Origin of the sequence: Streptomyces sp. NPDC026206, from assembly GCF_040638465.1 — a bacterium.
Classification (GTDB): Bacteria; Actinomycetota; Actinomycetes; order Streptomycetales; family Streptomycetaceae; genus Streptomyces.
Genome location: NZ_JBEZYL010000002.1, coordinates 576,753 through 598,831, shown reverse-complemented (window position 1 = coordinate 598,831; position 22,079 = coordinate 576,753). Strand labels below are relative to the sequence as shown.

21 protein-coding genes are annotated in these 22,079 nt (G+C 72.7%); 5 read left to right on the top strand and 16 right to left on the bottom strand.

Annotated features, from left to right (window positions below):
* Positions 1-4: 4 nt before the first annotated feature.
* From AB0F13_RS06115 to AB0F13_RS06055, 13 genes are all read right to left on the bottom strand, one after another.
* Entirely contained in the window at positions 5-655 is a 651-nt protein-coding gene (locus AB0F13_RS06115; protein WP_362075883.1) for a 1-hydroxy-2-methyl-2-butenyl 4-diphosphate reductase, read from the bottom strand.
* The gene (gene shc / locus AB0F13_RS06110; RefSeq protein WP_362075880.1) at positions 655-2,676 is read right to left on the bottom strand and encodes a squalene--hopene cyclase; all 2,022 of its coding nucleotides are present in this window, start codon (positions 2,674-2,676) and stop codon (positions 655-657) included. The genes AB0F13_RS06115 and shc overlap by 1 nt, the downstream gene beginning before the upstream one ends.
* Positions 2,677-2,809: 133 nt before the next feature.
* On the bottom strand, positions 2,810-3,874 hold the full coding sequence (locus AB0F13_RS06105) for a polyprenyl synthetase family protein (RefSeq protein WP_362075877.1): 1,065 nt from the start codon (positions 3,872-3,874) through the stop codon (positions 2,810-2,812).
* 70 nt (positions 3,875-3,944) lie between these two features.
* Positions 3,945-5,405: a hydroxysqualene dehydroxylase HpnE gene (gene hpnE, locus AB0F13_RS06100; protein WP_362075874.1), complete on the bottom strand. Its 1,461-nt coding sequence runs from the start codon at positions 5,403-5,405 to the stop codon at positions 3,945-3,947.
* Between the two features lie 103 nt (positions 5,406-5,508).
* Positions 5,509-6,459, bottom strand: a complete 951-nt coding sequence (gene hpnD, locus AB0F13_RS06095; protein ID WP_362075871.1) for a presqualene diphosphate synthase HpnD — start codon at positions 6,457-6,459, stop codon at positions 5,509-5,511.
* Positions 6,456-7,322, bottom strand: a complete 867-nt coding sequence (gene hpnC / locus AB0F13_RS06090) for a squalene synthase HpnC (RefSeq protein ID WP_362076077.1) — start codon at positions 7,320-7,322, stop codon at positions 6,456-6,458. Before hpnC ends, hpnD begins: the two co-directional genes overlap by 4 nt.
* 488 nt (positions 7,323-7,810) lie before the next feature.
* Positions 7,811-8,602, bottom strand: a complete 792-nt coding sequence (locus AB0F13_RS06085) for an ABC transporter ATP-binding protein (protein WP_362075868.1) — start codon at positions 8,600-8,602, stop codon at positions 7,811-7,813.
* On the bottom strand, positions 8,595-9,530 hold the full coding sequence (locus AB0F13_RS06080) for an ABC transporter permease (protein ID WP_362075865.1): 936 nt from the start codon (positions 9,528-9,530) through the stop codon (positions 8,595-8,597). The genes AB0F13_RS06085 and AB0F13_RS06080 overlap by 8 nt, the downstream gene beginning before the upstream one ends.
* Before the next feature lie 78 nt (positions 9,531-9,608).
* The gene (locus AB0F13_RS06075; protein ID WP_362075862.1) at positions 9,609-10,505 is read right to left on the bottom strand and encodes a glycosyltransferase; all 897 of its coding nucleotides are present in this window, start codon (positions 10,503-10,505) and stop codon (positions 9,609-9,611) included.
* Entirely contained in the window at positions 10,502-11,287 is a 786-nt protein-coding gene (locus tag AB0F13_RS06070; RefSeq protein ID WP_362075859.1) for a CDP-alcohol phosphatidyltransferase family protein, read from the bottom strand. The genes AB0F13_RS06075 and AB0F13_RS06070 overlap by 4 nt, the downstream gene beginning before the upstream one ends.
* Positions 11,265-12,326: an iron-containing alcohol dehydrogenase family protein gene (locus AB0F13_RS06065; protein ID WP_362075856.1), complete on the bottom strand. Its 1,062-nt coding sequence runs from the start codon at positions 12,324-12,326 to the stop codon at positions 11,265-11,267. The genes AB0F13_RS06070 and AB0F13_RS06065 overlap by 23 nt, the downstream gene beginning before the upstream one ends.
* Entirely contained in the window at positions 12,314-13,066 is a 753-nt protein-coding gene (locus AB0F13_RS06060; RefSeq protein WP_362075853.1) for a phosphocholine cytidylyltransferase family protein, read from the bottom strand. The genes AB0F13_RS06065 and AB0F13_RS06060 overlap by 13 nt, the downstream gene beginning before the upstream one ends.
* Positions 13,063-14,850: a DUF5941 domain-containing protein gene (locus AB0F13_RS06055; protein WP_362076074.1), complete on the bottom strand. Its 1,788-nt coding sequence runs from the start codon at positions 14,848-14,850 to the stop codon at positions 13,063-13,065. The genes AB0F13_RS06060 and AB0F13_RS06055 overlap by 4 nt, the downstream gene beginning before the upstream one ends.
* 252 nt (positions 14,851-15,102) lie before the next feature.
* Here AB0F13_RS06055 and galE point away from each other — a divergent pair, with 252 nt between their 5' ends.
* The 3 genes from galE (at position 15,103) to idi (ending at position 17,901) form a co-directional block, all read left to right on the top strand.
* On the top strand, positions 15,103-16,089 hold the full coding sequence (gene galE, locus AB0F13_RS06050; protein ID WP_362075850.1) for a UDP-glucose 4-epimerase GalE: 987 nt from the start codon (positions 15,103-15,105) through the stop codon (positions 16,087-16,089).
* A 143-nt stretch (positions 16,090-16,232) separates the two neighbouring features.
* Positions 16,233-17,180: a cation diffusion facilitator family transporter gene (locus AB0F13_RS06045; protein WP_362075847.1), complete on the top strand. Its 948-nt coding sequence runs from the start codon at positions 16,233-16,235 to the stop codon at positions 17,178-17,180.
* A 109-nt stretch (positions 17,181-17,289) separates the two neighbouring features.
* A complete protein-coding gene (gene idi, locus AB0F13_RS06040; protein WP_362075844.1) occupies positions 17,290-17,901 on the top strand; it encodes an isopentenyl-diphosphate Delta-isomerase in 612 nt (203 codons plus the stop codon).
* On the opposite strand, the gene AB0F13_RS06035 is transcribed toward idi, so the two are convergent.
* Complete coding sequence (locus AB0F13_RS06035) at positions 17,876-18,394, bottom strand: ATP-binding protein (RefSeq protein WP_362075841.1); 519 nt, start codon at positions 18,392-18,394, stop codon at positions 17,876-17,878. The genes idi and AB0F13_RS06035 overlap by 26 nt on opposite strands.
* 245 nt (positions 18,395-18,639) lie before the next feature.
* Between AB0F13_RS06035 and AB0F13_RS06030 the strand changes: the two genes are divergently transcribed.
* Positions 18,640-19,410, top strand: a complete 771-nt coding sequence (locus tag AB0F13_RS06030) for an enoyl-CoA hydratase-related protein (protein WP_362075838.1) — start codon at positions 18,640-18,642, stop codon at positions 19,408-19,410.
* 14 nt (positions 19,411-19,424) lie between these two features.
* Here AB0F13_RS06030 and AB0F13_RS06025 read toward each other — a convergent pair whose 3' ends face one another.
* Together AB0F13_RS06025 and AB0F13_RS06020 are read right to left on the bottom strand one after the other, a co-directional pair.
* Positions 19,425-20,054 (bottom strand): DJ-1/PfpI family protein, encoded by a 630-nt coding sequence (locus tag AB0F13_RS06025; protein WP_362075835.1) that lies wholly within the window; start codon positions 20,052-20,054, stop codon positions 19,425-19,427.
* A gap of 14 nt (positions 20,055-20,068) precedes the next feature.
* On the bottom strand, positions 20,069-21,091 hold the full coding sequence (locus AB0F13_RS06020; protein ID WP_362075832.1) for a GlxA family transcriptional regulator: 1,023 nt from the start codon (positions 21,089-21,091) through the stop codon (positions 20,069-20,071).
* Between the two features lie 103 nt (positions 21,092-21,194).
* On the opposite strand from AB0F13_RS06020, the gene AB0F13_RS06015 reads away from it, so the two are divergent.
* Entirely contained in the window at positions 21,195-22,049 is an 855-nt protein-coding gene (locus AB0F13_RS06015; protein WP_362075829.1) for a hypothetical protein, read from the top strand.
* Positions 22,050-22,079 lie beyond the last annotated feature (30 nt).

The following is a 22,079-nucleotide window of genomic DNA, read 5'->3' as shown; positions in this document are numbered from 1 at the left end:
TAGCTCACCTCCTGGGGAGCAGCAAAGAACGGTGCCATTCGAAAAAAGCCGGAAGGACGGTGCGGAGCACGCGGAAAGCCGATATTCCACCCCGCAAGGTCCCGATTCGTACGAGTTCATGTTCTGGAGCGTCCACGACCACTCTTACGGCCGCAACAGGGCGTGCGCCCGCTCGAACGGCGCTTCGAAGCGTGGCGGCGGACTCCATGTCCACGGCCAGTGCGCCCGCGGCGTGCAGGGCTGCGCGCTCCGCGCCGCGCACGACGTGGTCGGACCCGACGAGCGGCCCGGTGTGAATGACGCGCCGGTGCACGACCCGCGCCAGCTCCTTGGCGAGCAGATCGACGCCGGTGCACTCCGTGCGCCCCGTACCGTCGCGCGTCTCGTCGGCGACGACCAGGTCGCCGGGGTGCATCCCGGGGGCCAGACCGGCGCAGAAGCCGGTGGCGATCACGGCCGCGTCGGCGCGTACCGTGCCGTCGCCCAGGGCCTGGGCCACCGCCCGTTCCGCCGCCTGCGGCCCCATGCCGGTGCGCAACACGGTCACGGGCCCGGCGGCGCCGCCGAGACCGCTGCGCAGGGCCAGGCGCTCGATGCCGAGCGCGCAGGCGACCAGCAGCGGTGCGGGGGCGGGGGTGCCCGTGCCGGGTGTCATCAGACCCCCAGCCGTTCGGGGGCGAAGGGCTCGCCGTGCAGGTACCGGCCGAGCGCGGTGAGGGGGAACACCTGGCGGTACAGGTGGTAGTTGATGGAGAAGTCCCAGGGGAAGCCGGTGCCGGTGAAGTACGGCTCGTCCCAGGAGCCGTCCTCGCCCTGGGTGCGGGCCAGCCAGTGCACGCCCCGCTCGACGGCCTCGCTGTCCCGCTCCCCCGCCGCCAGCAGGGCCAGCAGCGCCCAGGCGGTCTGCGAGGCGGTGGAGGCGCCGCGCCCGGTCCATGCGGGGTCCCGGTACGAGCGCAGGTCCTCCCCCCAGCCGCCGTCCTCGTTCTGCACGCCGCGCAGCCAGGTCACGGCCCGGCGGATCGCCGGGTGGGCGGGGGGCAGCCCGGCGGCCGTCAGGGCGGGAAGTACCGAACCGGTGCCGTAGATGTAGTTGACGCCCCAGCGGCCGAACCAGGCGCCGCACTCCTCCTGCTCGGCCAGCAGCCACTCGATGCCGCGGCGGGTGCGCGGGTGGTGCTGCTTGCCGAGGACCGCGAGCATCTCGACGACGTGCGCGGTGACGTCGGCGGACGGCGGGTCGACGACCTCGCCGAAGTCGCAGAACGGCAGCCGGTTGGGGAACGGGCTGGTGTTGTCGGCGTCGAAGGCACCCCACGCGCCGTTTCCGGACTGCATGCCCACGGTCCAGCGGGCGGCCCGGCGCACGGCCTCCTCGACCCGCTGGGGCTCGGGGTGGCGCACGCGCTTGAGCGCGAGGACGACCTCGGCGGTGTCGTCGATGTCCGGGTAGTTGTCGTTGTGGAACTCGAACGCCCAGCCGCCCGGGGCCAGTGCGGGCCGTTGCACCGCCCAGTCCCCGGAGCGCAGGATCTGCTCGTCCAGCATCCAGTCGGCGGCCTTGACGAGCGCCGGGTGATCGGCGGGCACGCCCGCGTCGGCGAGTGCGACGGTGGCCAGGCAGGTGTCCCAGACCGGTGACTGGCAGGCCTCGATCATCCGGACCGGTTGGCCGTCCGGGCCGTCCTTGCGCCACACGGCGAAGCGGTCCAGCGACTGCAGCCCGGCCCGCAGTACGGGGTGGTCCAGGTCGTAGCCGAGGAGGTGCAGGGCGATGACGGAGTAGACGGCGGGCGGCTGGATGCCGCCCCAGCAGCCGTCGTTCTCCTGGCGCTCGATGATCCAGCGCGCCGCCGCGTCCAGTGCCGCCCGGCGCAGCGGGCGGATGGGGAAGCGGTGGTAGAGGTGCAGCACCTTGTCCAGGCGCTGGAAGAGGCCGTCCCAGCTGGTGGCCGGGGCGAGCGGGCGCGGCGGTGCGGGCCGGCGCGGGTCGGCGTGCAGCTCGTCCAGGGCGAAGGGCGCGGGCCGTACGGGCCGCAGCGCGGAGACGATGGTGAGCGGCACGATGGTCTGCCGGGCCCAGCAGCCGAAGTCGTAGATGTTGAGGGGGACCTGCTTCGGCAGGAACATGATCTCCGGCGGGACTTCGGGGAGGTCCTCCCAGCGCCACCAGCCGAAGAGCGCCAGCCAGATGCGGGTGAAGACGCGGGCGGCGGCGATGCCGCCCTGCTCGCGGACCCAGGCGGAGGCGGCGGCCATGTGCGCGGCGTCGGGGGCGTCCCCGGCGAGCCGCAGGGCGACATAGGCCTCGATGGTGGCGGACAGTTCCGGGGGGCCGTCGTGGAAGGTGGCCCAGCTGCCGTCGGGGCGCTGCCGGGAGCGGATGAAGCGGGCGGCCGCCGCGGTGGTCCGCCCGTCCTGGATGCCGAGGAACTGGCGGAGCAGCAGGTCCTCGGCGTCCATGGTGACGTTGGTCTCCAGGTCGCCCTTCCACCATCCCTCGGCGTCCTGGCGCGACAGGAGGTGCTCGACGGCCCGGGTGGTGGCCCGCCGCGCGGCTTCGTACACCTTCGGCGACCCGGTGGCCGCTGCGGTCGGAGGCAAAACGGTTGTGCTGTGGCCGGCCCCGGCTGCACGGGGCGGCAAGGCCCCGGTGCCGTCGGTCGTCGCTGTCATGGCTTCCCCTAATGCAGTGAGTTTCTTCTCTGCCGTACTGCTGTGACTGCCGTACTGGGGGCTTCCGTCGGCCGGTGCCGCACAATTGACACCGGCCGGCGACCGCGAATTGGCTAGATCGGGCTAATGGCGATCAACTCTTCCGCACGACGACGAAGTCCGCGAGTGCGACCAGCTGTGCCCGCACCTCCGCGGGCATGTCGACTCCGCTGAGGGCCTCGACGGCGGTGGCGTGCTGGCGGCGGGCCTCCTGGGAGGTCCACTCCCGGCCGCCCGCCTCCTCGATGAGCGCCGCCCGGGCGGCGAACTCGGCCTCGTCGAAGTCGGCCGCCTGGGCGTCGGTGAGCTTGGCGTCGGCGGCCAGCAGCGCGGCGAGCCGCTCGGAGGCGGGGCCGCCGGCCGCGAGGGCGGCGACCACCGGGAGGGACTTCTTGCGCTGCCGCAGGTCGCTCCAGGTCTGCTTGCCGGTGGTCTCCGGGTCGCCCCAGATGCCGAGCAGGTCGTCGACGGCCTGGAAGGCGAGGCCGAGGTGGTAGCCGTAGGCCTCCAGGGTGTCGGCCGTACGGTCGTCGGCGCCGCCGAGGACCGCGCCGATGGAGACCGCGCAGGCCAGCAGCGCGCCGGTCTTGTTGCCCTCCATCTCCAGGCACTCGGCAACGGTGACGCGCTCGCGGTGCTCGTAGGAGATGTCCTGGGCCTGGCCGTCGATGAGCTTGCGGGTGGCCGTGGTCAGCCGGCGGGTCGCCCGGCCCGCCTCGACGGTGCCCAGCTCCAGCAGCACCTCGTTCGCGAGGGCGAAGAGCGCGTCGCCGACCAGGATGGCCTGTGCGGGGCCGTGCGCCTTCCACACGGTGTCGCGGTGGCGGCGCTGCTCGTCGCCGTCCATCAGGTCGTCGTGCAGCAGCGAGAAGTTGTGCACGAGCTCCACGGCGACGGCGCCGGGGATGCCCACCTCGGGGGCGGCGCCGGCGGCCTCGGCCGAGAGCAGGGCGAGGGCGGGCCGGACGGCCTTGCCCCCGTCACCGTGCGCCGGCCGTCCTTCGGCGTCGATCCAGCCGAAGTGGTAGGCGGCGACGGTGTCCATGGGTGCCGCGAGCCGGTTGACGGCGGCACGCAGCACCGGCGTGGCAAGCGTCCGTCCGCGCTCCAGCAGGGCACTGACGCCTGCGGTGTCGACAGCTGGGATCGCCGATGTCACGGTCTCTCCTCTGGTGGTCGTGCTCACGCGCGCCCCGTTGCGGGAACGCGCGCCTTGATGGCTCGCTGGTTCATACCGCCGCCTCCCACAAGGGGTCCCGGTGCGGCCGGCCGAGCTCGGAGAGTGCCGCGCCCGCGGCGTTCAGGCCGCTCCGCACCGCGCTCTCCATGGTCGCGGGCCAGCCGGTGGCGGTCCACGCACCGGCCAGGTAGAGGCCGGGCGCGTTCGTGGGGGCGTGCGGCCGCAGCCGGCCGACGCCCGGGGTGGGGGCGAACGTCGCCGTGCGCTCCCGGGTGACGAAGAAGTCGCGGACGACCGCGCCCCGGGCCGCGGGCAGCAGCCGCTCCAGCTCGGGGAGGTAGCGCTCGCGCAGCTCGGCGACGGGCCGGTCGATGTCGTCCTGCGCGGCCGACTGGGACACGGCCAGGTACTGGCCGGCGCCGTCGAGAGCGGCCAGCCCGGAGGAGTCGGTGCGGTCGAAGACCCACTGCACGGGACTGCCGAGGGCCGTGAGGAACGGCTGCCGCATGACCTTGCGGTCGTAGACGACGTGCAGGTTGAGAATGGGCGCGGTGCCGATGCCCAGCAGCCGGTCCGGGTCCTCCAGGGCACCCTCGGGCAGCAGGGCATGGGTCTCGCGCTGCGGCACGGCGAGCACGACGATGCCGGCGTCGAGCCGCTCGGCGGCGGAGGGCCCGGCCTCGGTGTCCACGTGCCAGCCGCCGCCCGCGCCCCGGGAGATCCGGCTCGCCCGGGTGCGCAGGGCGATCCGTACCCCGGCCGCGTCGAGGGCGGCCCGGGCCCGGGTGTCGTGCAGCTCGCCCAGCGGTACGTGCGCCCAGCCGATGTCGGCGGCACCGGGCTCGGAGAGCAGCCCGGTCTTGAAGACCATGGCGGCCAGGCCCAGCGAGGACCGGTCGGCGGTGGCGTTGAGGGTGGCCACGCCGACGAGGTCCCACAGCGCCTCGACCGTACGGGCCGACTGGCCCCGGCGGCGCAGCCAGGTGGCGAAGTCGACGCCGTCCAGCGCCGGGTCCAGCGGGTCCAGGCCGCGCAGGGCCAGCGCGGCCCGTCCGACGCCCGCGCGCTCGGCTAGCGAGAGGTGCGGGTAGGTGGCGAGGCTCGCCGCGAGGTGCAGCGGCACGGGCAGCGCGGTGCGGCGCAGCCGGCCGAGGCGGGGACGGCCCGAGGGGTGGCCGACGTCCAGGACGGGCACGTCGAGCCGGTCCTGCAGCGGGGCCAGGTGCAGGGCGTCGACCCGGTCGAGGAACCACTGGTAGGCGGTGCAGCAGCGCAGGTAGACGTGCTGGCCGTTGTCGATGGTCAGCTCGCCCCGGTTGAAGGAGAAGGCGAGCCCGCCCAGCCGGGGCCGGCCCTCGACGAGGGTGACCCGCAGTCCGGCGTCGGCGAGCTCGAGCGCCGCCGTGATGCCGGCGAGCCCGCCCCCGATCACTACCGCGGCCGCCCCCTCGGGGCGGCCTGCCTCGTCTGTGCGGAGCCGGTCGGGCCGGGTCGTCGTGCGTGCTGTCATGCGCCCACCCCCTCGGCTGTTGTCAGGGACGCCTGGACCGGGTGGAGGGTTGCGCACCGCTTGCCGGTGGGGCAGCGGTTCGTGCCTGCGGGTGCGGGGGCCATCAGGCGCGCCCTCTGACGGTCTGCCGGTGGACGCTGCGCGCGTCGTACCCGGACAGCCCGCGCACGGCGACGAAGGCCTTCTCACGCCCGGGCAGGGAGACCCTGCCGCGCAGCACGGCCGCCGGCTCCTCGGCGATGCGGTCCAGCAGCCGGCGGTAGATGCCGGACATGGCGGCGACGCAGGCGCCGCTGCGCCGGTCGAGCATGGGCAGCAGCCGCATGCCCTCGGCGAACAGGGCCCGGGCGCGGCGCACCTCGAAGTGGATCAGCCCGGTGAAGTCGGCGCCGGCCGGGGGCCGCACGGAGTGGAAGCCGGCGGAGCAGCCGAACTTCGCGAGGTCCTCGGAGGGCAGGTAGGTGCGGCCGTTGGCCGCGTCCTCGCGGACGTCGCGCAGGATGTTGGTGAGCTGCAGGGCGAGGCCGAGGGTGTCGGCGTACTCCGCAGCGCGCGCGGTGTCCCGTGCACCGGGCACGGTGCCGAACACGCCGAGGGAGAGCCGTCCGATGGCGCCCGCGACACAGCGGCAGTACGCGGCGAGGTCGTCCCACGTCTCGTAGGTCTCGCCCCGTACATCCATCTGGACGCCGTCGATCAGTTCGTCGAGCCCGCCGATGGGAATGGGAAAGCGGCGCACGGCGTGCGCGAGCGCGACGGCCACCGGGTCGGTGTCGTCCTCGTCGATGGCGCCCTCTCTGATCCGGTCGAGCGTCGTACGGGCCTCCTCGAGCCGGAGCCGCTTGGACTCGGCGTCCAGGGGGCCGTCACCGATGTCGTCCACGCGCCGCGAGAAGGCGTACAGGGCCGACATGGCCCGTCGCTTGGCCGCGGGCAGCAGCCTGATGCCGTAGCTGAAGTTGCCGGCCTGCTGTCCGGTGACGGCCTCGCAGTAGCTGTACGCGGCGAGTACCGGTGCGGACGCGTGTGGCGTTCCGTTCACGGTCCCGCTCACCCCTCTCTTCGCAGTGTCGCCCCCACCTCGCGCAGCAGGCTGAGCTTGGTGGGCTTGGGCGGTCCGGGGAGAACGTCGTGGCCCGCGGCGGCGACCGCTCTGAGCGCGGCCCTCCCCCCGCCCACGAACCCCGCGAGCAACAGCTTCAGCCTGCCGTGGACGCTACCCACGAGTGGGGTGCCTTCATTCAGCAGGTGCCCGGCGCGTTCGGCCTCGTATGCGACCAGCGCACGCACCGACGCGCCGCTGGTCGCAAGAGCGAGGTCGGACTCCGCGACGCGGAAGCGGTTCATGTCCTCGGCGGGGAGGTAGACGCGGTCGCGTCGGAGATCCTCGGCGACGTCCTGTAGGTGTTCGATGATCTGCAACGCGGTGCAGATCATGTCCGAGCGGCGGATCCGCTCGGGGGTCGCTGTGCCGGTGATGCCGAGGACGAGGCGGCCGACGGGGTTGGCGGACAGCTCGCAGTAGGCGAGCAGCTCGTCGTACGTTCCGTAGCGGCGCACCCGCTGGTCCTGGCGGTTGGCCTCGATCAGCCCGAGGAAGGGCTCGGGGGTCAGACCGCACCGGCGGACGGTCGGACGGAGGCGGAGCAGCAGCGGGTGGCGGGGGCCCGTGCCGGTGGTGTCGAAGACGCGCCGGAGGTCGGCCTCGAAGGCGTCGAGCATGGTGAGACGGTCGTCACTTTGCTCGCGGTCCAGGCCCAGCAGCTCGGCGTCGCGGCCGCCGGGGGCGAGATCGCCGTCGCCGATGTCGTCGACGAGGCGGGCATAGCCGTAGACCGCCATGAGGTCGGCACGCCAGGCGCGTGGCACGAAGAAGGGCGCCACGGGGAAGTTCTCGTGCGCGGCCTTGTCGAGCACGGCGCGCGCGTGCGCGTCCGTCCCCGCGGTCACCGTGGGCTGCCCGGACCGGGGACGGCGTACGCGTCTCTGATCTGGAGAGAGCCCCTGGCCAATACGGCCAATGCAGCCATTGCCGTCACATCTCCCGTTCTACACTGCCGACCCAGAACATCCTATTTCGGACACGCCGCAGGGTGGGGCCGTCCCCTGGGCTCCTCCCGGGGCCTCCCCGCACACCCTCGGCGGTGGGGATGCGCGGGTATCGCCATGCCCCACCACAAACAGCAGCAAAAGAGCACGCTACAGCGTACGCCGCACAAGTGTCCGACGATCGCCGGGGTATGTGCTTGATCCATACAATGCCACGCGGGGCCCGAATCAGCCCTGACAATAAGCGAGTTGATCGTCACGGAACGGTCAAGGCCCCCGTCGGCACACGCCTGCGGGGGCCTTGTGCGACCGGCGATTCCCGGGGTGCGACCGGGAACGCACGGGGCGCGGATCCGTTACCGGGCCGTCTCCTTCTCATAGGCCCGGACCACCTCGTCGGTCGGCCCGTCCATCAGCAGCTCCCCGCGCTCCAGCCACAGCACCCGGTCGCAGGTGTCCCGGATCGACCTGTTGTTGTGGCTGACCAGGAAGACCGTGCCGGCCTCCTTGCGCAGCTCGCGGATGCGCTCCTCGGAACGCTTCTGGAAGGACCGGTCGCCGGTGGCCAGCGCCTCGTCAATCATCAGGACGTCGTGGTCCTTGGCCGCCGCGATGGAGAAGCGCAGCCGCGCCGCCATGCCGGAGGAGTACGTCCGCATGGGCAGCGTGATGAAGTCGCCCTTCTCGTTGATGCCGGAGAAGTCGACGATGCCCTGGTAACGCTCGCGGATCTGCTCCCGCGACATGCCCATGGCCAGGCCCCCGAGCATCACGTTCCGCTCGCCCGTGAGGTCGTTCATCATGGCCGCGTTGACACCCAGCAGCGAGGGCTGCCCATCGGTGTAGATCCTGCCCCGTTCGGTGGGCAGCAGCCCGGCGACCGCCTTGAGCAGGGTGGACTTGCCGGAGCCGTTGGAACCGATCAGGCCGATGGCCTGGCCCCGGTACGCGGTGAAGCTCACACCCTTGACGGCGTGCACCTCGCGCACACCCGCACCCGGCTTGCGCTTGATGATCCGGTTCAGGGCGGCGGTCGCGCTGCCGCGGCCGGTGTTGCCGCCGTAGACGCGGTAGACGATGTGGACGTCGTCCGCGATCACGGTGGGCGCGGGCCCGGACGCCTGGGAAGCGGTGTTCTGATCAGCCACGGCCGTACTTCTCCTCAGCCTTCCAGAAGTACACGAAGCCGCCGATGCCCACCAGCAGCGCCCAGCCGACCGCCAGCGCCCAGACGTGCGACGGCAGGTGGATGTGGCTGCGGTCGTCGATCAGCGACCAGCGCATGAGGTCGATGTAGACGGCGGCCGGGTTGGCGGCCAGGACGTCGACGACCCAGCCCGGCGCGTGGGTCTTCGCCAGCGCCGCGCTCAGGCTGTACATCACACCGGACGCGTACATCCACGTGCGCGTGATGAACGGCAGCAGCTGCGCCAGGTCGGGGGTCTTGCTGCCCGCGCGGGCGAGGATCATCGCCAGGCCGGTGTTGAAGAGGAACTGCAGCACCAGCACCGGGACGATCAGCACCCAGGACAGCGCGGGCATGTGCCCGAAGCCGAGCAGGAAGAGGAACAGCACGCACATCGAGAGCAGGAGCTGCTGGAGCTGCTGCAGCGCGAAGGAGATCGGCAGCGCGGCCCGCGGGAAGTGCAGGGCGCGCACCAGCCCCAGGTTGCCGGCGATGGAGCGCACCCCCGCCATCGCCGAGCTCTGGGTGAAGGTGAAGACGAAGATTCCCGTGACCAGGAAGGGGATGTAGGTACGGATCCCCATGTCCCTGCCCTGCTGCATCAGCAGACCGAAGATCAGGAAGTACACCGAGGCGTTCAGCAGGGGGGTGGCCACCTGCCAGACCTGGCCCAGCTTGGCCTGGCTGTACTGGGCCGTCATCTTCGCCCGGGAGAAGGCGACGATGAAGTGCCGCCGGTCCCACAGCTGCCGCACGTAGTCCGGCAGGCTCGGCCGGGCACCGCTCACCGCGAGGCCGTACTTGCGGGCCAGCTCGGCGGCGGGCAGGCCGTCGTCGGGTGATGGCGGGGCACTCATGGCGACCGCACTGTCGTGCGTTGTCTCGCTCACAGTTGACACTTTCGTCCTCAAGATGCGCTGCCGGGGCGGAGCCCCGGATCGCGCCCGGTGCACTCGGACACGAGCTTCTCAGATCACGGGAGGGCGACCCAGTCGGGTCAGGCGCCAAACGGTACGCCACTTCATGGGCCGCCGTGGACCGCAGGGCGTCGCCCACCCCTCCCGGAATCCGCCGAGCCACGCGCGCAGCGCGGCGGGCGACGGGCGCCGGGCCAGGGTCAGCAGCAGCCACACCCCCACATAGACGGGGACCAGCGGTGCCGGAAGGTTCCGGCGCGCCAGCCAGACCCGGTTGCGGGCCACCATGCGGTGGTAGACGGCGTGCCGGCTGGGGGCCGTGGTCGGGTGGTGCAGCACCATGTCCGACCGGTAGTCGATCATCCAGCCCGCGTCGAGCGCCCGCCAGGCGAGGTCGGTCTCCTCGTGCGCGTAGAAGAACTCGTCCGGCAGCCCGCCGACCTCGGCGAAGACCCTCGTCCGGGCGGCATTGGCACCGCCGAGGAAGGTGGTCACGCGCGAGGAGCGCATCGGGTCGGCGGCGCGCAGGCGCGGCACGTGGCGACGCTGGGTGACCCCGGTGTCGGGGTCGGCGATCCGGAAGCTGATGATGCCGAGCTTCGGGTCCGCGGCGAACGCCTCCCGGCACAGCTGGGCCGTGTCCTGGTTCGGCAGCAGCCCGTCGTCGTCGAGGAAGAGCAGGATGTCGACGTCCCGGCCGGCCGGGCCGAACGCCTCGATGCCCACGTTGCGGCCCGCCGGGATGCCCACGTTCTCGGGCAGCTCGACGGTCCGCACGGCCAGCCCGGGCACGTTCAGCTCGGGCAGCGGCGAGCCGTTGCCGACGACCACGGCCTCGATGGGGTCGCCGGTCTGCTTGGCGACGGACTCCAGCAGCGCGCGCAGCTCGTCGGGGCGGTTGCCCATGGTCAGGACGACCGCGCCCACCCGCGCGGCGGCGGCGCTCATCGCAGCCTGCTGGAGGCGAGGATGGACACGAGGTGCAGCAGCGTCTGGACGATGGCGATGCCCGCGAGGACGGCCACGCCGAGACGGGTGAAGAACAGGTCGCCCCCCACCATGTCGGCGACCGCCACGGCCAGGATGAACAGCGACGCCTCGACACCGCCGACGAGCCGGTGGAACTTCAGCGCGGCGGCGGCCCTGCGGGCCAGCGCCAGGCCGGAGGAGCGGGGCACGGCCGCCTCGTCCTTGACGGCCGCCAGGCCGCTGCGGGCGCGTGCGACGTCGACGAGGTCGGTCTCGGCCTTGATCAGGATGGCGCCGAGGGCGGCCAGGGTGCCGAGGAACGCCCACTCCCAGTGGGTGGCGGCGCCTTCCTTGTGGAAGATGTCCGCGGCCCGGACGCCGAAGCCGACCAGGAGGGCCGCCTCGGAGAGGTAGTGGCCGATCCGGTCGAGGTAGACGCCCGTGATCGAGGTCTGCTTGCGCCAGCGGGCGATCTCTCCGTCGACGCAGTCGAGCAGCAGGTAGATCTGGATGAGGACGGCGCCGGCGAGGGCCCCGGCCAGGCCCGGCACGAGAAGTGCCGCGCCCGCCAGGACGCCCGCGACGACCATCAGGTAGGTGAGCTGGTTGGGGGTGATCCGGGTGTTCACCAGGTACCGGTCGCAACGCAGCGAGATCTCTCGCATGTAGAGGCGGCCGGCCCAGTGCTCACCGCTGCGCCGGTCCTTGACACCCTCGGGGTGGACGACCGGGCGGAGTTCAGCGACTGACGGTTTGTGCATAGTCGGCGTAGGCGTCCCTGATCTGGTGGGTGGAGAGGTCGAGGTGCTCCAGGATCGTGTACCGCCCCGGGCGGGTCTGCGGCGCGTACTCCACCACCTGCACGAACTCGTCGTCGGTGAAGCCGATCTCGCCGGGCAGCACGGGCAGGCCGTGCCGCCGCAGCACCTCGACCATCAGCGCGGACTCCTCGCGGGCACCGCGCAGGTGCATCGCGAAGGCGGCCCCGAGGCCGCATTGCTCGCCATGGCTGGCGGCGCGCTTGGGGAAGAGGATGTCGAAAGCGTGGTTGATCTCGTGGCAGGCGCCGGAGGCGGGGCGGCTGTCACCGGCGACGGACATCGAGATGCCGGTCATCACCAGCCCCTCGGCCAGCACTTGCAGGAAGCCGTCGTCGCCGACGCCGCCGGGGTGGCGGAGCACGGCCTCGCCGGCCTGGCGGGCCATGGCGGCGGCCAGCCCGTCGATCTTCTCGCCGCGCTCGCGGTGGGCGAGCTCCCAGTCGGCGACGGCGGAGATGTTGGAGACCGCGTCGCCGATGCCGGAGCGCACGTAGCGCACCGGCGCCTCGCGGATGACGTCGAGGTCGATGACGACGGCGATGGGGTTCGGCACGCCGTACGAGCCGCGGCCCGCGTCGTTGTCGAGGGTGGCGACCGGCGAGCAGAGACCGTCGTGCGAGAGGTTGGTGGCGACGGCGACCAGCGGCAGGCCGATCCGCGCCGCCGCGTACTTCGCGCAGTCGATGATCTTGCCGCCGCCGAGGCCCACGACCGCGTCGTAGTGCCCCTTCTTCATGCGGTCGCCGAGCCTGATCGCGTCGTCGAGGGTACCGCCGCCGACCTCGTACCAGGAGGCGCCGGGCAGCGCCGGGGCGAGCCGCTCGCGCAGCGCCGCCCCGGAGCCGCCGCTGATGGCGATGGCGAGCTTGCCGGAGCTGGAGATCCGCTGGTCGGCGAGGACGCAGGCCAGATCGTTCAGCGCACCGGCACGGATGTCGACGACGACCGGCGAGGGGATGAGCCTCGTCAGTACTGGCACGCGATCTCCCGGCCCTTGGCGAGGTCGTCGTGGTTGTCGATCTCGACCCACTTCACGTCGCCGATGGGGGCCGTGTCGATCGTGAAGCCGCGGTGGACGAGCTCCTGGTAGCCGTCCTCGTAGTAGAGGTCGGGGTTGCGCTCGAAGGTGACCTTGAGGGCGTCGGCCAGCTCGGCGGCGGCGTCGGCCTCGATGAGGGTGACACCGATGTACTCGCCGGTGGCGTCGGACGGCTCCATCAGCTTGGTGATCTTCTGAACGCCCTTGTCGCCGTCCACGACGACCTTCATCTCCTCGTCGGCGAGCTTCTTCACCGTGTCGAGGGCGAGGATGATCTTCTGGCCGTCGCCACGGGCGGCGAGCAGCGTCTTCTCGACGGAGACCGGGTGGACGGTGTCGCCGTTGGCGAGGATCACGCCGCGGCCCAGGACGTCACGCGCGCACCACAGGGAGTAGGCGTTGTTCCACTCCTCGGCCTTGTCGTTGTCGATCAGGATGAGCTTGAGGCCGTACTTGGCCTCCAGCGCCTCCTTGCGCGCGTACACGGCCTCCTTGCGGTAGCCGACGACGATCGCGACCTCGGTCAGGCCGACCTCGGCGAAGTTGCCGAGGGTCAGGTCGAGAACGGTGAGCGACTCCTCCGCACCCTCGGGGCCGACCGGCACCAGGGCCTTGGGCAGGGTGTCGGTGTAGGGACGCAGACGCCGTCCGGCGCCGGCTGCCAGCACGAGGCCGATCATGCGGGTTCTCCTGTTTCGTCGTGTACTGCGGGCGCCCCGGCGGACACCCAGAACCGGATGCTCTCGCTGAGCACCAGGAGCGTGATGGCGGCCGCGAGGACCGTCAGCGCGATGGTGAAGCCCCGGCCGTGCCAGAGGGCGGCGGCGGCCGTGACCGCCACGACCCGCCCCTCGTGCCCGCCGGTCGCCCGCACCAGCCAGTGCGGCGGGGCGCCGCTGCCGCCACGGATGCGGTACACCGTGTCGTAGTGATGGTAGGCGACCGCGGCCACCAGGCCGAAAGCCGCGGGCAGGGCGCCCGGGGCATCCGACCGGGCCGCCAGGCCCAGGATGATCCCGTACTCGGCCCCCCGGAAGACGGGCGGCACCAGCCAGTCGAGGGGGCCCTTGAGGGAGTGGGAGACGGCGATGGCCGCGAGGCCGGCGTACGCCGTCGCTTCCCCGACCGCCCGCCAGGTGCCGCCGTAGCCGAAGAGCAGCGGGCCGACCAGCAGCAGGGCGGCGGCCACCGCCGCCCACAGCGGCGCGCTGTACGTCCGGCCGGGCCTCTTGCGGGCCGGTTCCACGGTGAGCCAGACCGAGTCGGTGAGGTCCGCCAGCGCCCGGGCGGCCCGGTCGGTCCTCCTGGCCTTGCGGGTCAGCGAGCGCAGCACGCGGCCGGCGGTGGTGTAGCAGGCGGCGAAGGCGCAGCCGATCAGCAGCACGACGAAGACGACGCGGGGGGTGGTGAGCGCGGTGAGGACCGCGATCAGCGCCCAGCGCTCGCCGATGGGCAGCACGATCATGCGCCGCACCCAGACCGTCCAGCCGACGCTGTCGAGCTTGTCGGAGAGGGCGGCGGTGGGGCTGGTGTTGGCGGTGGCGTCGTGGTTGGCCTCGTTGAAGGAGAAGTCGACCACGTGCCGGCAGGTCTGCAGGATCATCGCGCCGAGCGCGAGGGCCCATACGTCGTCCCCGCCCCTGGCCGCGCCGAGCGCGAGGCCCGCGTAGTAGGCGTACTCCTTGGCGCGGTCGAACGTCGCGTCGAGCCAGGCGCCGAGCGTGGAGTACTGAAGGGAGTAGCGGGCGAGCTGGCCGTCGGTGCAGTCGAGCACGAACGACGCGATCAGCAGGACGCCCGCGGCGACATATCCGGGGCGCGTGCCGGTCGCCGCGCAGCCGGCCGCGATCAGCGCGGTCAGCAGCGAGGCGGTGGTCACCTGATTGGGGGTGAGGCCACGGCGGGCGCACCAGCGGGCGAGGTAGCGGGAGTACGGGCTGATGCAGAAGGTGGTGAAGAACCCGTCGCGGGACTTCACGGCGCTGCGCAGCCGCACGGCCTCGTCGTCGACGGCGGCGGTCCCGGCCAGCGTCTTGGCGCGGGCGTCCGCGTCCTCGGGCACGGCGGCCACCAGGACGCCCAGGTCGGGGCGGTGTACGGCGACGCCCTCGGCCTCCAGCCGGGCGCCGAGGGCGTCCGGCAGGTCCCCCGCACCCCTCTCGCCGGCCGCGGTGGCCGCCAGCGCGCGCGTCAGCGCCGCTCGGGCCTCCGGCTGCGCGGTGAGCGCGCCGGTGACGGCGGCGGCGGGGAAGCGGGGGTCGGTCAGGGCGAGCCGCAGGGCGTGGAGGTGACCCACGAAGCGGTGGTCGACGAGCGCGACCCGCTCGGCGGCGGGGACGGCCGCGAGCGCCGTGGCGGCGCCGGCGGCGTCAGGGGCCGTGCGGACGTCGAAGCCCAGGGACCGCAGGTCGTCCTCGAGGGAGGAGCCGGCGGGCGGCGTGCCGGTGAGGATGGCGGTCGACAGACGAACTCACTCCTTGGAAGCTGGCGTGGCCGCCCCGGGTCCGCGACGTGGCCGGGCAGCGGGCGCGGCGCGCCGGGCCCCGGTCAGGGGCGGCGTGCGGCACGTCGGCAGAGGCTATCGGATCACCGGAAGCCGCCGTTCACCGCACGTGCACCCGGGCGTCCCGGCACTGACAGGACGACCGGGCGGCCCTGGCGGTTCCCGCCCGGGCACAGCACGTCTCGCGTCGGCCGGCTGGAATAGGGTGCCGTCATGACGTGGCTGATCACAGGCGGAGCGGGGTACATCGGGGCGCACGTGGCGCGGGCGATGACGGAGGCCGGGGAGCGGGTGGCCGTGCTGGACGACCTCTCCTCCGGTGTGTCCGCCCGGCTGCCCGCGGATGTCCCGCTGGTGCTGGGCTCGGTGCTGGACCGCGAGGTGCTGGACCGCGCGTTCGCGGAGCTGGACGTGCGGGGTGTGGTGCACCTGGCGGCGAAGAAGCAGGTCGGGGAGTCGGTGGAGAAGCCGCTGCTCTACTACCGCGAGAACGTGCACGGCCTGACGGTGCTGCTGGAGGCGGTCGTGGCCGCCGGGGTCCGCAGCTTCGTGTTCTCGTCCTCCGCCGCCGTCTACGGCATGCCCGACGTCGACCTCGTCACCGAGGAGACGCCTTGCCTGCCGATCAACCCCTACGGTGAGACGAAGCTGGCGGGCGAGTGGCTCGTACGGGCGGCGGGGGCCGCGCACGGCATCTCGACGGCGTGTCTGCGCTACTTCAACGTGGCGGGCGCGGCCCGGCCGGAACTGGCCGACACCGGCGTCTTCAACATCATTCCGATGATGTTCGACCGCATCACCCGCGGGGAGCGCCCCCGGATCTTCGGTACCGACTACGACACTCCCGACGGCACCTGCGTCCGTGACTACATCCACATCGAGGACCTGGCCACGGCGCACCTGGCGGCCGCCCGCCGGCTCGCCGGGCGGCCGGGGGCGGGCGACCTGACGCTGAACGTGGGCACCGGGCGGGGCGTGTCGGTGCGGGAGATGGCCGACCTGATCGGCGAGGTCACCGGCCGGACCGGACTGACGGCCGAGACCGGGCCACGCCGTCCGGGTGATCCAGCGCGTGTCGTGGCGTCCGGCGAGCTGATCGCGAAGGAGCTCGGCTGGAGCGCGCGGCACGACCTGCTGAGCATGGTCACTTCGGCCTGGGAAGGGTGGTGCCTGCACCACCCGCAGGCCCGTCTGCACTGATCAGCACCCGTGGGCATCTCCGCAGGTCAGAGGCAATGACAACGGTGTTCAGTGCCGCGTTGCCCGCTGCCCCCCGCCCGTAGTTCACTGGGGCTCGGCCGGCGCCCGTCGGCCGTTCCCGGAGATCTTCGGAGGCGGCATTCATGGGAGCGGGGCACGACCACGGCCACTCGCACGGGGGACCCCCGCCCGGCACGAGCGGCACCGCGGCCGCCGCCTACAAGGGGCGGCTGCGGATCGCGCTGGGCATCACCCTCACGGTGCTGGTCGCCGAGATCGCCGGCAGCGCGCTGACCGGTTCGCTGGCGCTGCTCGCGGACGCCGGGCACATGGCGACGGACGCGGTGGGGGTGTCGATGGCGCTGGTGGCGATCCACTTCGCGAACCGGCCGCCGAGCAGCCGGCGCACGTTCGGCTACGCCCGCGCCGAGATCCTTGCGGCGCTGCTGAACTGTCTGCTGCTGCTGGGTGTGGGCGGCTTCATCCTCTTCGAGGCCGTCGAGCGGCTGCGCGACCCCGCCGACGTGCCCGGCGGCACGACCGTGATCTTCGGCCTGGTGGGTGTGGTCGCCAACCTGATCTCGCTGGCCCTGCTGATGCGCGGTCAGAAGGAGAGCCTCAATGTGCGCGGGGCGTTCCTGGAGGTCCTCTCGGACGCGCTCGGCTCGTTCGCCGTGGTCCTCGCGGCTCTGGTGATCATGCTGACGGGCTGGACGCAGGCCGACCCGATCGCCTCCCTGCTCATCGGCCTGATGATCGTGCCGCGCACCGTGAAGCTGTTGCGGGAGGCGCTGGACGTCCTGCTGGAGGCGGCGCCGAAGAACGTCGACATGGACGACGTGCGGGCGCACATCATGGCCCTGCCGGGCGTGGAGGATCTGCACGACCTGCATGTGTGGACGATCACATCGGGGATGCCGGTGCTGTCCGCGCACGTGGTGGTGGATCCGGCCGCGCTGGACTCGGCCGGACACGGGAAGATACTGCATGACCTGCAGGGCTGCCTCGGCGAGCACTTCGCCGTCGAGCACTGCACCTTCCAGCTGGAGCCCAGCGGGCACGCGGAGCACGAGGCCCGGCTCTGCCACTGACCCGGCCGGCGGCCCGGCGCCCCGGTGGGCGGCCAGGACTCATCCGTCACCGCCCCGGGCATCTCGTACGGCAGACTTGGGGGTCGAAGACAGACAATGAGGATGGTCAATGCCGATCACATCAGCCACGGGCCGCTCCACCGACGCCACCGCGGTTCCCGCCTCCGCCGACGCCGCTGAACCGATCATGCTGGAGCTGGTCGACGAGGACGGCAGGACCACCGGCACCGCCGAGAAGCTCTCCGCCCATGTGGCGCCCGGCCGGCTGCATCGCGCCTTCTCGGTCTTCCTCTTCGACGACAGCGGCCGGCTGCTGCTGCAGCGCCGGGCCCTGGGGAAGTACCACTCCCCCGGCGTCTGGTCGAACACCTGCTGCGGCCACCCCTACCCGGACGAGCCGCCCTTCGTCGCCGCCGCCCGGCGCACCGGCGAGGAGCTGGGCCTGGCCCCCGCGCTGATGCGCGAGGCCGGGACCGTGCGCTACAACCACCCCGACCCGGCCTCGGGTCTGGTCGAGCAGGAGTACAACCACCTCTTCGTCGGTACCGTGCGCGCCGAGCCCGACCCGGATCCGGCGGAGATCGCCCAGACGGCGTTCGTCACCCCGGCCGAGCTCGACGAGCTGCGGGAGAAGGGCACGTTCTCCGCCTGGTTCATGACGGTGCTGGACGCCGCGCGCCCGGCGATCCGCGAGGTCACCGGGGACGCAGCGGGCTGGTAGCGGCAGCGCACGGGCGCAGCGGCAGGGCGGCCCAGACCACCTTGCCGCCACTCGCGGTGTGCTCGACGGCGCACCGGCCGCCCACCTCCTCCACGGTGGCCTGCACGAGCAGCAGGCCCCGGCCGCCGGTGCGCGGCTCCTCCTCGGGGTACACCTCGAGCGCCTTGGGGCGGTAGGGGTGGTTGTCCTCGACGGCCACCCGCACCCACTCGGGGCCGATGGAGACCTCGACGGCCACCTCGGGGGAGAGCAGCGCCGCGTGCCGGACGGCGTTGGTGACCAGCTCGGAGACGATGAGCAGCAGTCCGTGCAGCAGGTCCTCGCGCAGCGGTACGTGCCGGCGCCGGATCAGCTCGCGGACCGCGTGTCTGGCCCGGGGCACCGAGCAGTCGAGCGCGGGTGCGGTGTAGCGCCAGGTCCCGTCGTACTCGGCCGGCTTTCGCGGCGGGTGCGCCCGGCCGGGCTCGGGCGGTACGCCCCCGAGGATCTCCATGTCCGATACCAACCCCTCGCCGTGGCCCGACCGCACAGGTCGAGTGTTGGGAATCTCCAGGTCCGCGCGGCGAGCTGAACAGAAGTCAGCCTTTATCGACGGGTTTTGATCGCATACGTGTGCCGTGGCCGCCTCGACGACTGTTCCTGGCTCCCCCATTCACCCTTCAATGAACGATGAGGTGACGGGATGATCAGAGCGGCGGGCCGGTCAGGGGCGGGGGCGTCCCGGCTAGCATCCGGCGCATGGACCCCGCACTGCATCTGGACGTCGCCGACGCCACCGCCACCGTCCGCATCGCCAACCCCGCCAAGCGCAATGCCATGACCACGGACATGTGGCGCGCGCTGCCCGGCCTTCTGGAGCGGTGTGCGGACGATCCGGACGTCCGGGTGCTGGTGCTGACCGGCGAGGGCGGCACCTTCTGCGCGGGCGCGGACATCTCCTCGCTGAGCGCCGACGACGGCGTGGGCTCCAGGGACCTGGCGGTCGCGGCCGAGGAGGCCCTGGCCGCGTTCCCCAAGCCCACGATCGCCGCCGTCCGCGGCTACTGCGTGGGCGGCGGCTGCCAGCTCGCCACCGCCTGCGACCTGCGGTTCGCGGCGGAGGGCGCCTCCTTCGGGGTCACCCCCGCCAGGCTGGGCATCGTCTACCCGGCCTCCTCCACCCGGCGGCTGGTGGACCTGGTGGGTCCGGCGACGGCCAAGTACCTGCTCTTCTCCGCCGAACTGATCGACGCCCAGCGGGCCCTGCGCACGGGGCTGGTGGACGAGGTGTGGCCCCAGGAGGCGCTGGAGAAGCGGGTCGCGGAGTTCGCCCGGACTCTGGCCTCACGGTCGCAGCTGACGCAGGCGGCGGCGAAGGAGTTCGCGGCCGGGCCGGCGGGGCCGGAGCGCCTTGCGCACTGGGCGGAGCAGGCGCGCGGGAGCGGGGACACCACGGAGGGGGTCACCGCGTTCCTGGAGCGCAGGCAGCCGCGCTTCGCGTGGACGGTCCGGCCCGCCGGTTCCCGTTAGTTCCTGCCGTCCTTTCAGGCCTTGCCCCGGATCTCGCGCCATTCGGCGACGAGGTCGGCGGGGGCCTTCTCCGGCGAGCCCGCGTCGTACGGCGGCTGCGGGTCGTACTCGATCATCAGCTGTACGGACTGGGCGGCCCGGTCGCCCTCGATGCGGCCCACGAGCGTGAGCCCCATGTCGATGCCGGAGGAGACCCCGGCGGCCGTGACGTACTTGCCGTCGGTGACGACCCGCTCCCCCGTCGTGTCGGCACCGTAACCGGCGAGGTCGTCCAGGTACAGCCAGTGCGACGTGGCCCGGCGGCCCTCCAGCAGCCCGGCGGCGCCCAGGATCAGGGAGCCGGTGCACACGGACGTCGTCCACGTGGACGTCTCGTCCGCCGCCTTCAGCCAGTCCCGCACGGGTCCGGGCTTCAGGGGAAGGTTGCCCGTGGGGCCGCCCGGCACGACGACGATGTCCGGGCGCGGCACGTCGTCCAGCGAGGCCTCCGCCACGAGCGTGAGCCGGCCGTTGTCGTTGGGTACGGGGCCGGGCCGCTCGGCGACGAAGGACGTCTCGGCGCCGGACAGGCGGGCGAGTGTCTCGAAGGGGCCGACGGCGTCGAGGGTGGTGAAGCCGGGAAAGAGCAGGATGGCGGTCTTCATGCGCGGTCCTCGTCTCATGAGGTGGTCGTGGACAGGGAGGTGGTCGTGGACGTCGTGGACAGGGAAGGCGACAGGGGACGGAAGCGGCGCCGGTACTCGGCGGGTGCCGTGCCCAGGGCGCGGACGAAGGCGCGTCGCATGGCCTCGGGTGTGCCGTAGCCGCACGCGCGGGAGACCTCCCCGACGCCCTGCACGGTGTCCTCCAGCAGCCGGCGGGCGGCCTCCAGGCGCACGCCCTCCACATAGCGGCCGGGCGGCATGCCCACCTCCGCCTGGAAGGCCCGCGCGAAGTGACGGGGCGAGAGGTTGGCGCGGGATGCGAGTGACTCCACGCTCAGGTCGGCGTCCGGGTGTTCGGCGATCCAGTGCTGGACGTCGCGCAGCGGCGGCCGGCCGGCGGTCTGGGCGGCGAGCTGGATGCTGAACTGCCGCTGATTGCCCGGGCGGCGCAGGAAGACCACCAGGTAGCGGGCGATGCTGAGCGCGGTCCGACGCCCCAGGTCCTCCTCGACCAGGGCGAGCGCGAGGTCGATGCCGGCGGTGACGCCGGCCGAGGTGGCGATGCCGCCGTCGCGGACGAAGACGGGCTCGGGGTCCAGCCGCACGGCAGGGAACCGCTGTGCGAAGTCCTCGCAGTACGCCCAGTGCGTGGTGGCGCGGCGGTCGTCGAGCAGCCCCGCCGCGGCGAGCAGGAACGCGCCCGTGCACACGGAGACCAGCCGCCCGGCGCGGGTGCCGCTGCTGCGCAGCCAGTCCAGCAGCCGGGGGTCCACGTCGCCCATGCAGTGGCCGCCGGGCACCAGGACGATGTCCGCCGGGGCGCAGTCGCCGAGGGCGCCGTCCGGGGCGAGGCGCAGTCCGCTGCCGGTGCGGACCGGCCCGCCGTCGACGGTCGCGGTACGCACCCGGTAGGTGCCGGGGTCGCCGGTCAGGACGGCGGCGCTGTGGAAGACCTCGAGCGGGCCGGTGACATCGAGGCTCTGCACCCCTTCGTAGAGGACGATCAGCACGGTGCGGCGGGAGGTCATGCCCTCCATGCTGGCGGCGGCCGGGCGATGGCTGCAATGACGAGCTCCCCACCTTTCCTGCCATCACGACCCGCCTTCCCGTCCGTACCAACCAGTCGGTAACGTACGGGACATGAGCTCTCTGCCCGCGCGCGCCGGACGCCGCTGCCACAACGTCGCCAATCCCCTGCACTCCGTCGTCTACTTCTCCCCCGACTCCGCCCGCGAGATGGCCGGGCTCGGCATAGAGAACCACAACGCCGTCTACCTCGCCGCCCGGGCCGCGGCCCTCGGCCGGGTCGGTGCGGGCACCGTCACGGCGACGTTCCACAGCTTCAAGTACGAGATGGTGGCGCGGCACGTCCCGCACGTCTGGGACACCGCCTCGCCGCAGCAGGTCCTCGACGCGCGGCTGCGCGCCGCCGACGCCACGCTGCGACGGCTGCTCGGCGAGGCCGTGGCCTCCAAGGAGATGGCCGAGGCCGCCGAGCTGGCGCTGCGCGCCACGGAGGCCTGCGAGCGCCCCGTCCGCCCGCTCTACGCCGCCCACGCCGACCTGCCCGTGCCGAACGCCCCGCACCTCGCCCTGTGGCACGCGGCGACGCTGCTGCGCGAGCACCGCGGCGACGGGCACCTCATCGCGCTCAGCCGGACCGGGCTGGACCCCGTGGAGGCGCTCGTCAGCCATTCCGTCACCGGGCGCGGCATGTCCGTGAAGTGGCTGCTCACCACGCGGGGGTGGAGCGAGGAGGAGCTGACCGCGGGCAGGGAGCGGCTGGTGGAGCGCGGACTGCTCGGCCCGGACGGCACGTTGACGGAGGCCGGCATCACGCTGCGCGAGGAGCTGGAGGACGAGACGGACGTCCTGGACGCGGCGCCCTACGAGCACCTGGGCGCGGCCGGCGTCGAGCGCCTCACCGAGCTGCTGACGGCGTTCACCACGGCCATCGTGGAAGCCGGCGGCTTCCCGGCGGACCTGCGGGGGTAGAAGGCCGTCACTGTCGGTGGTACCTGCCAC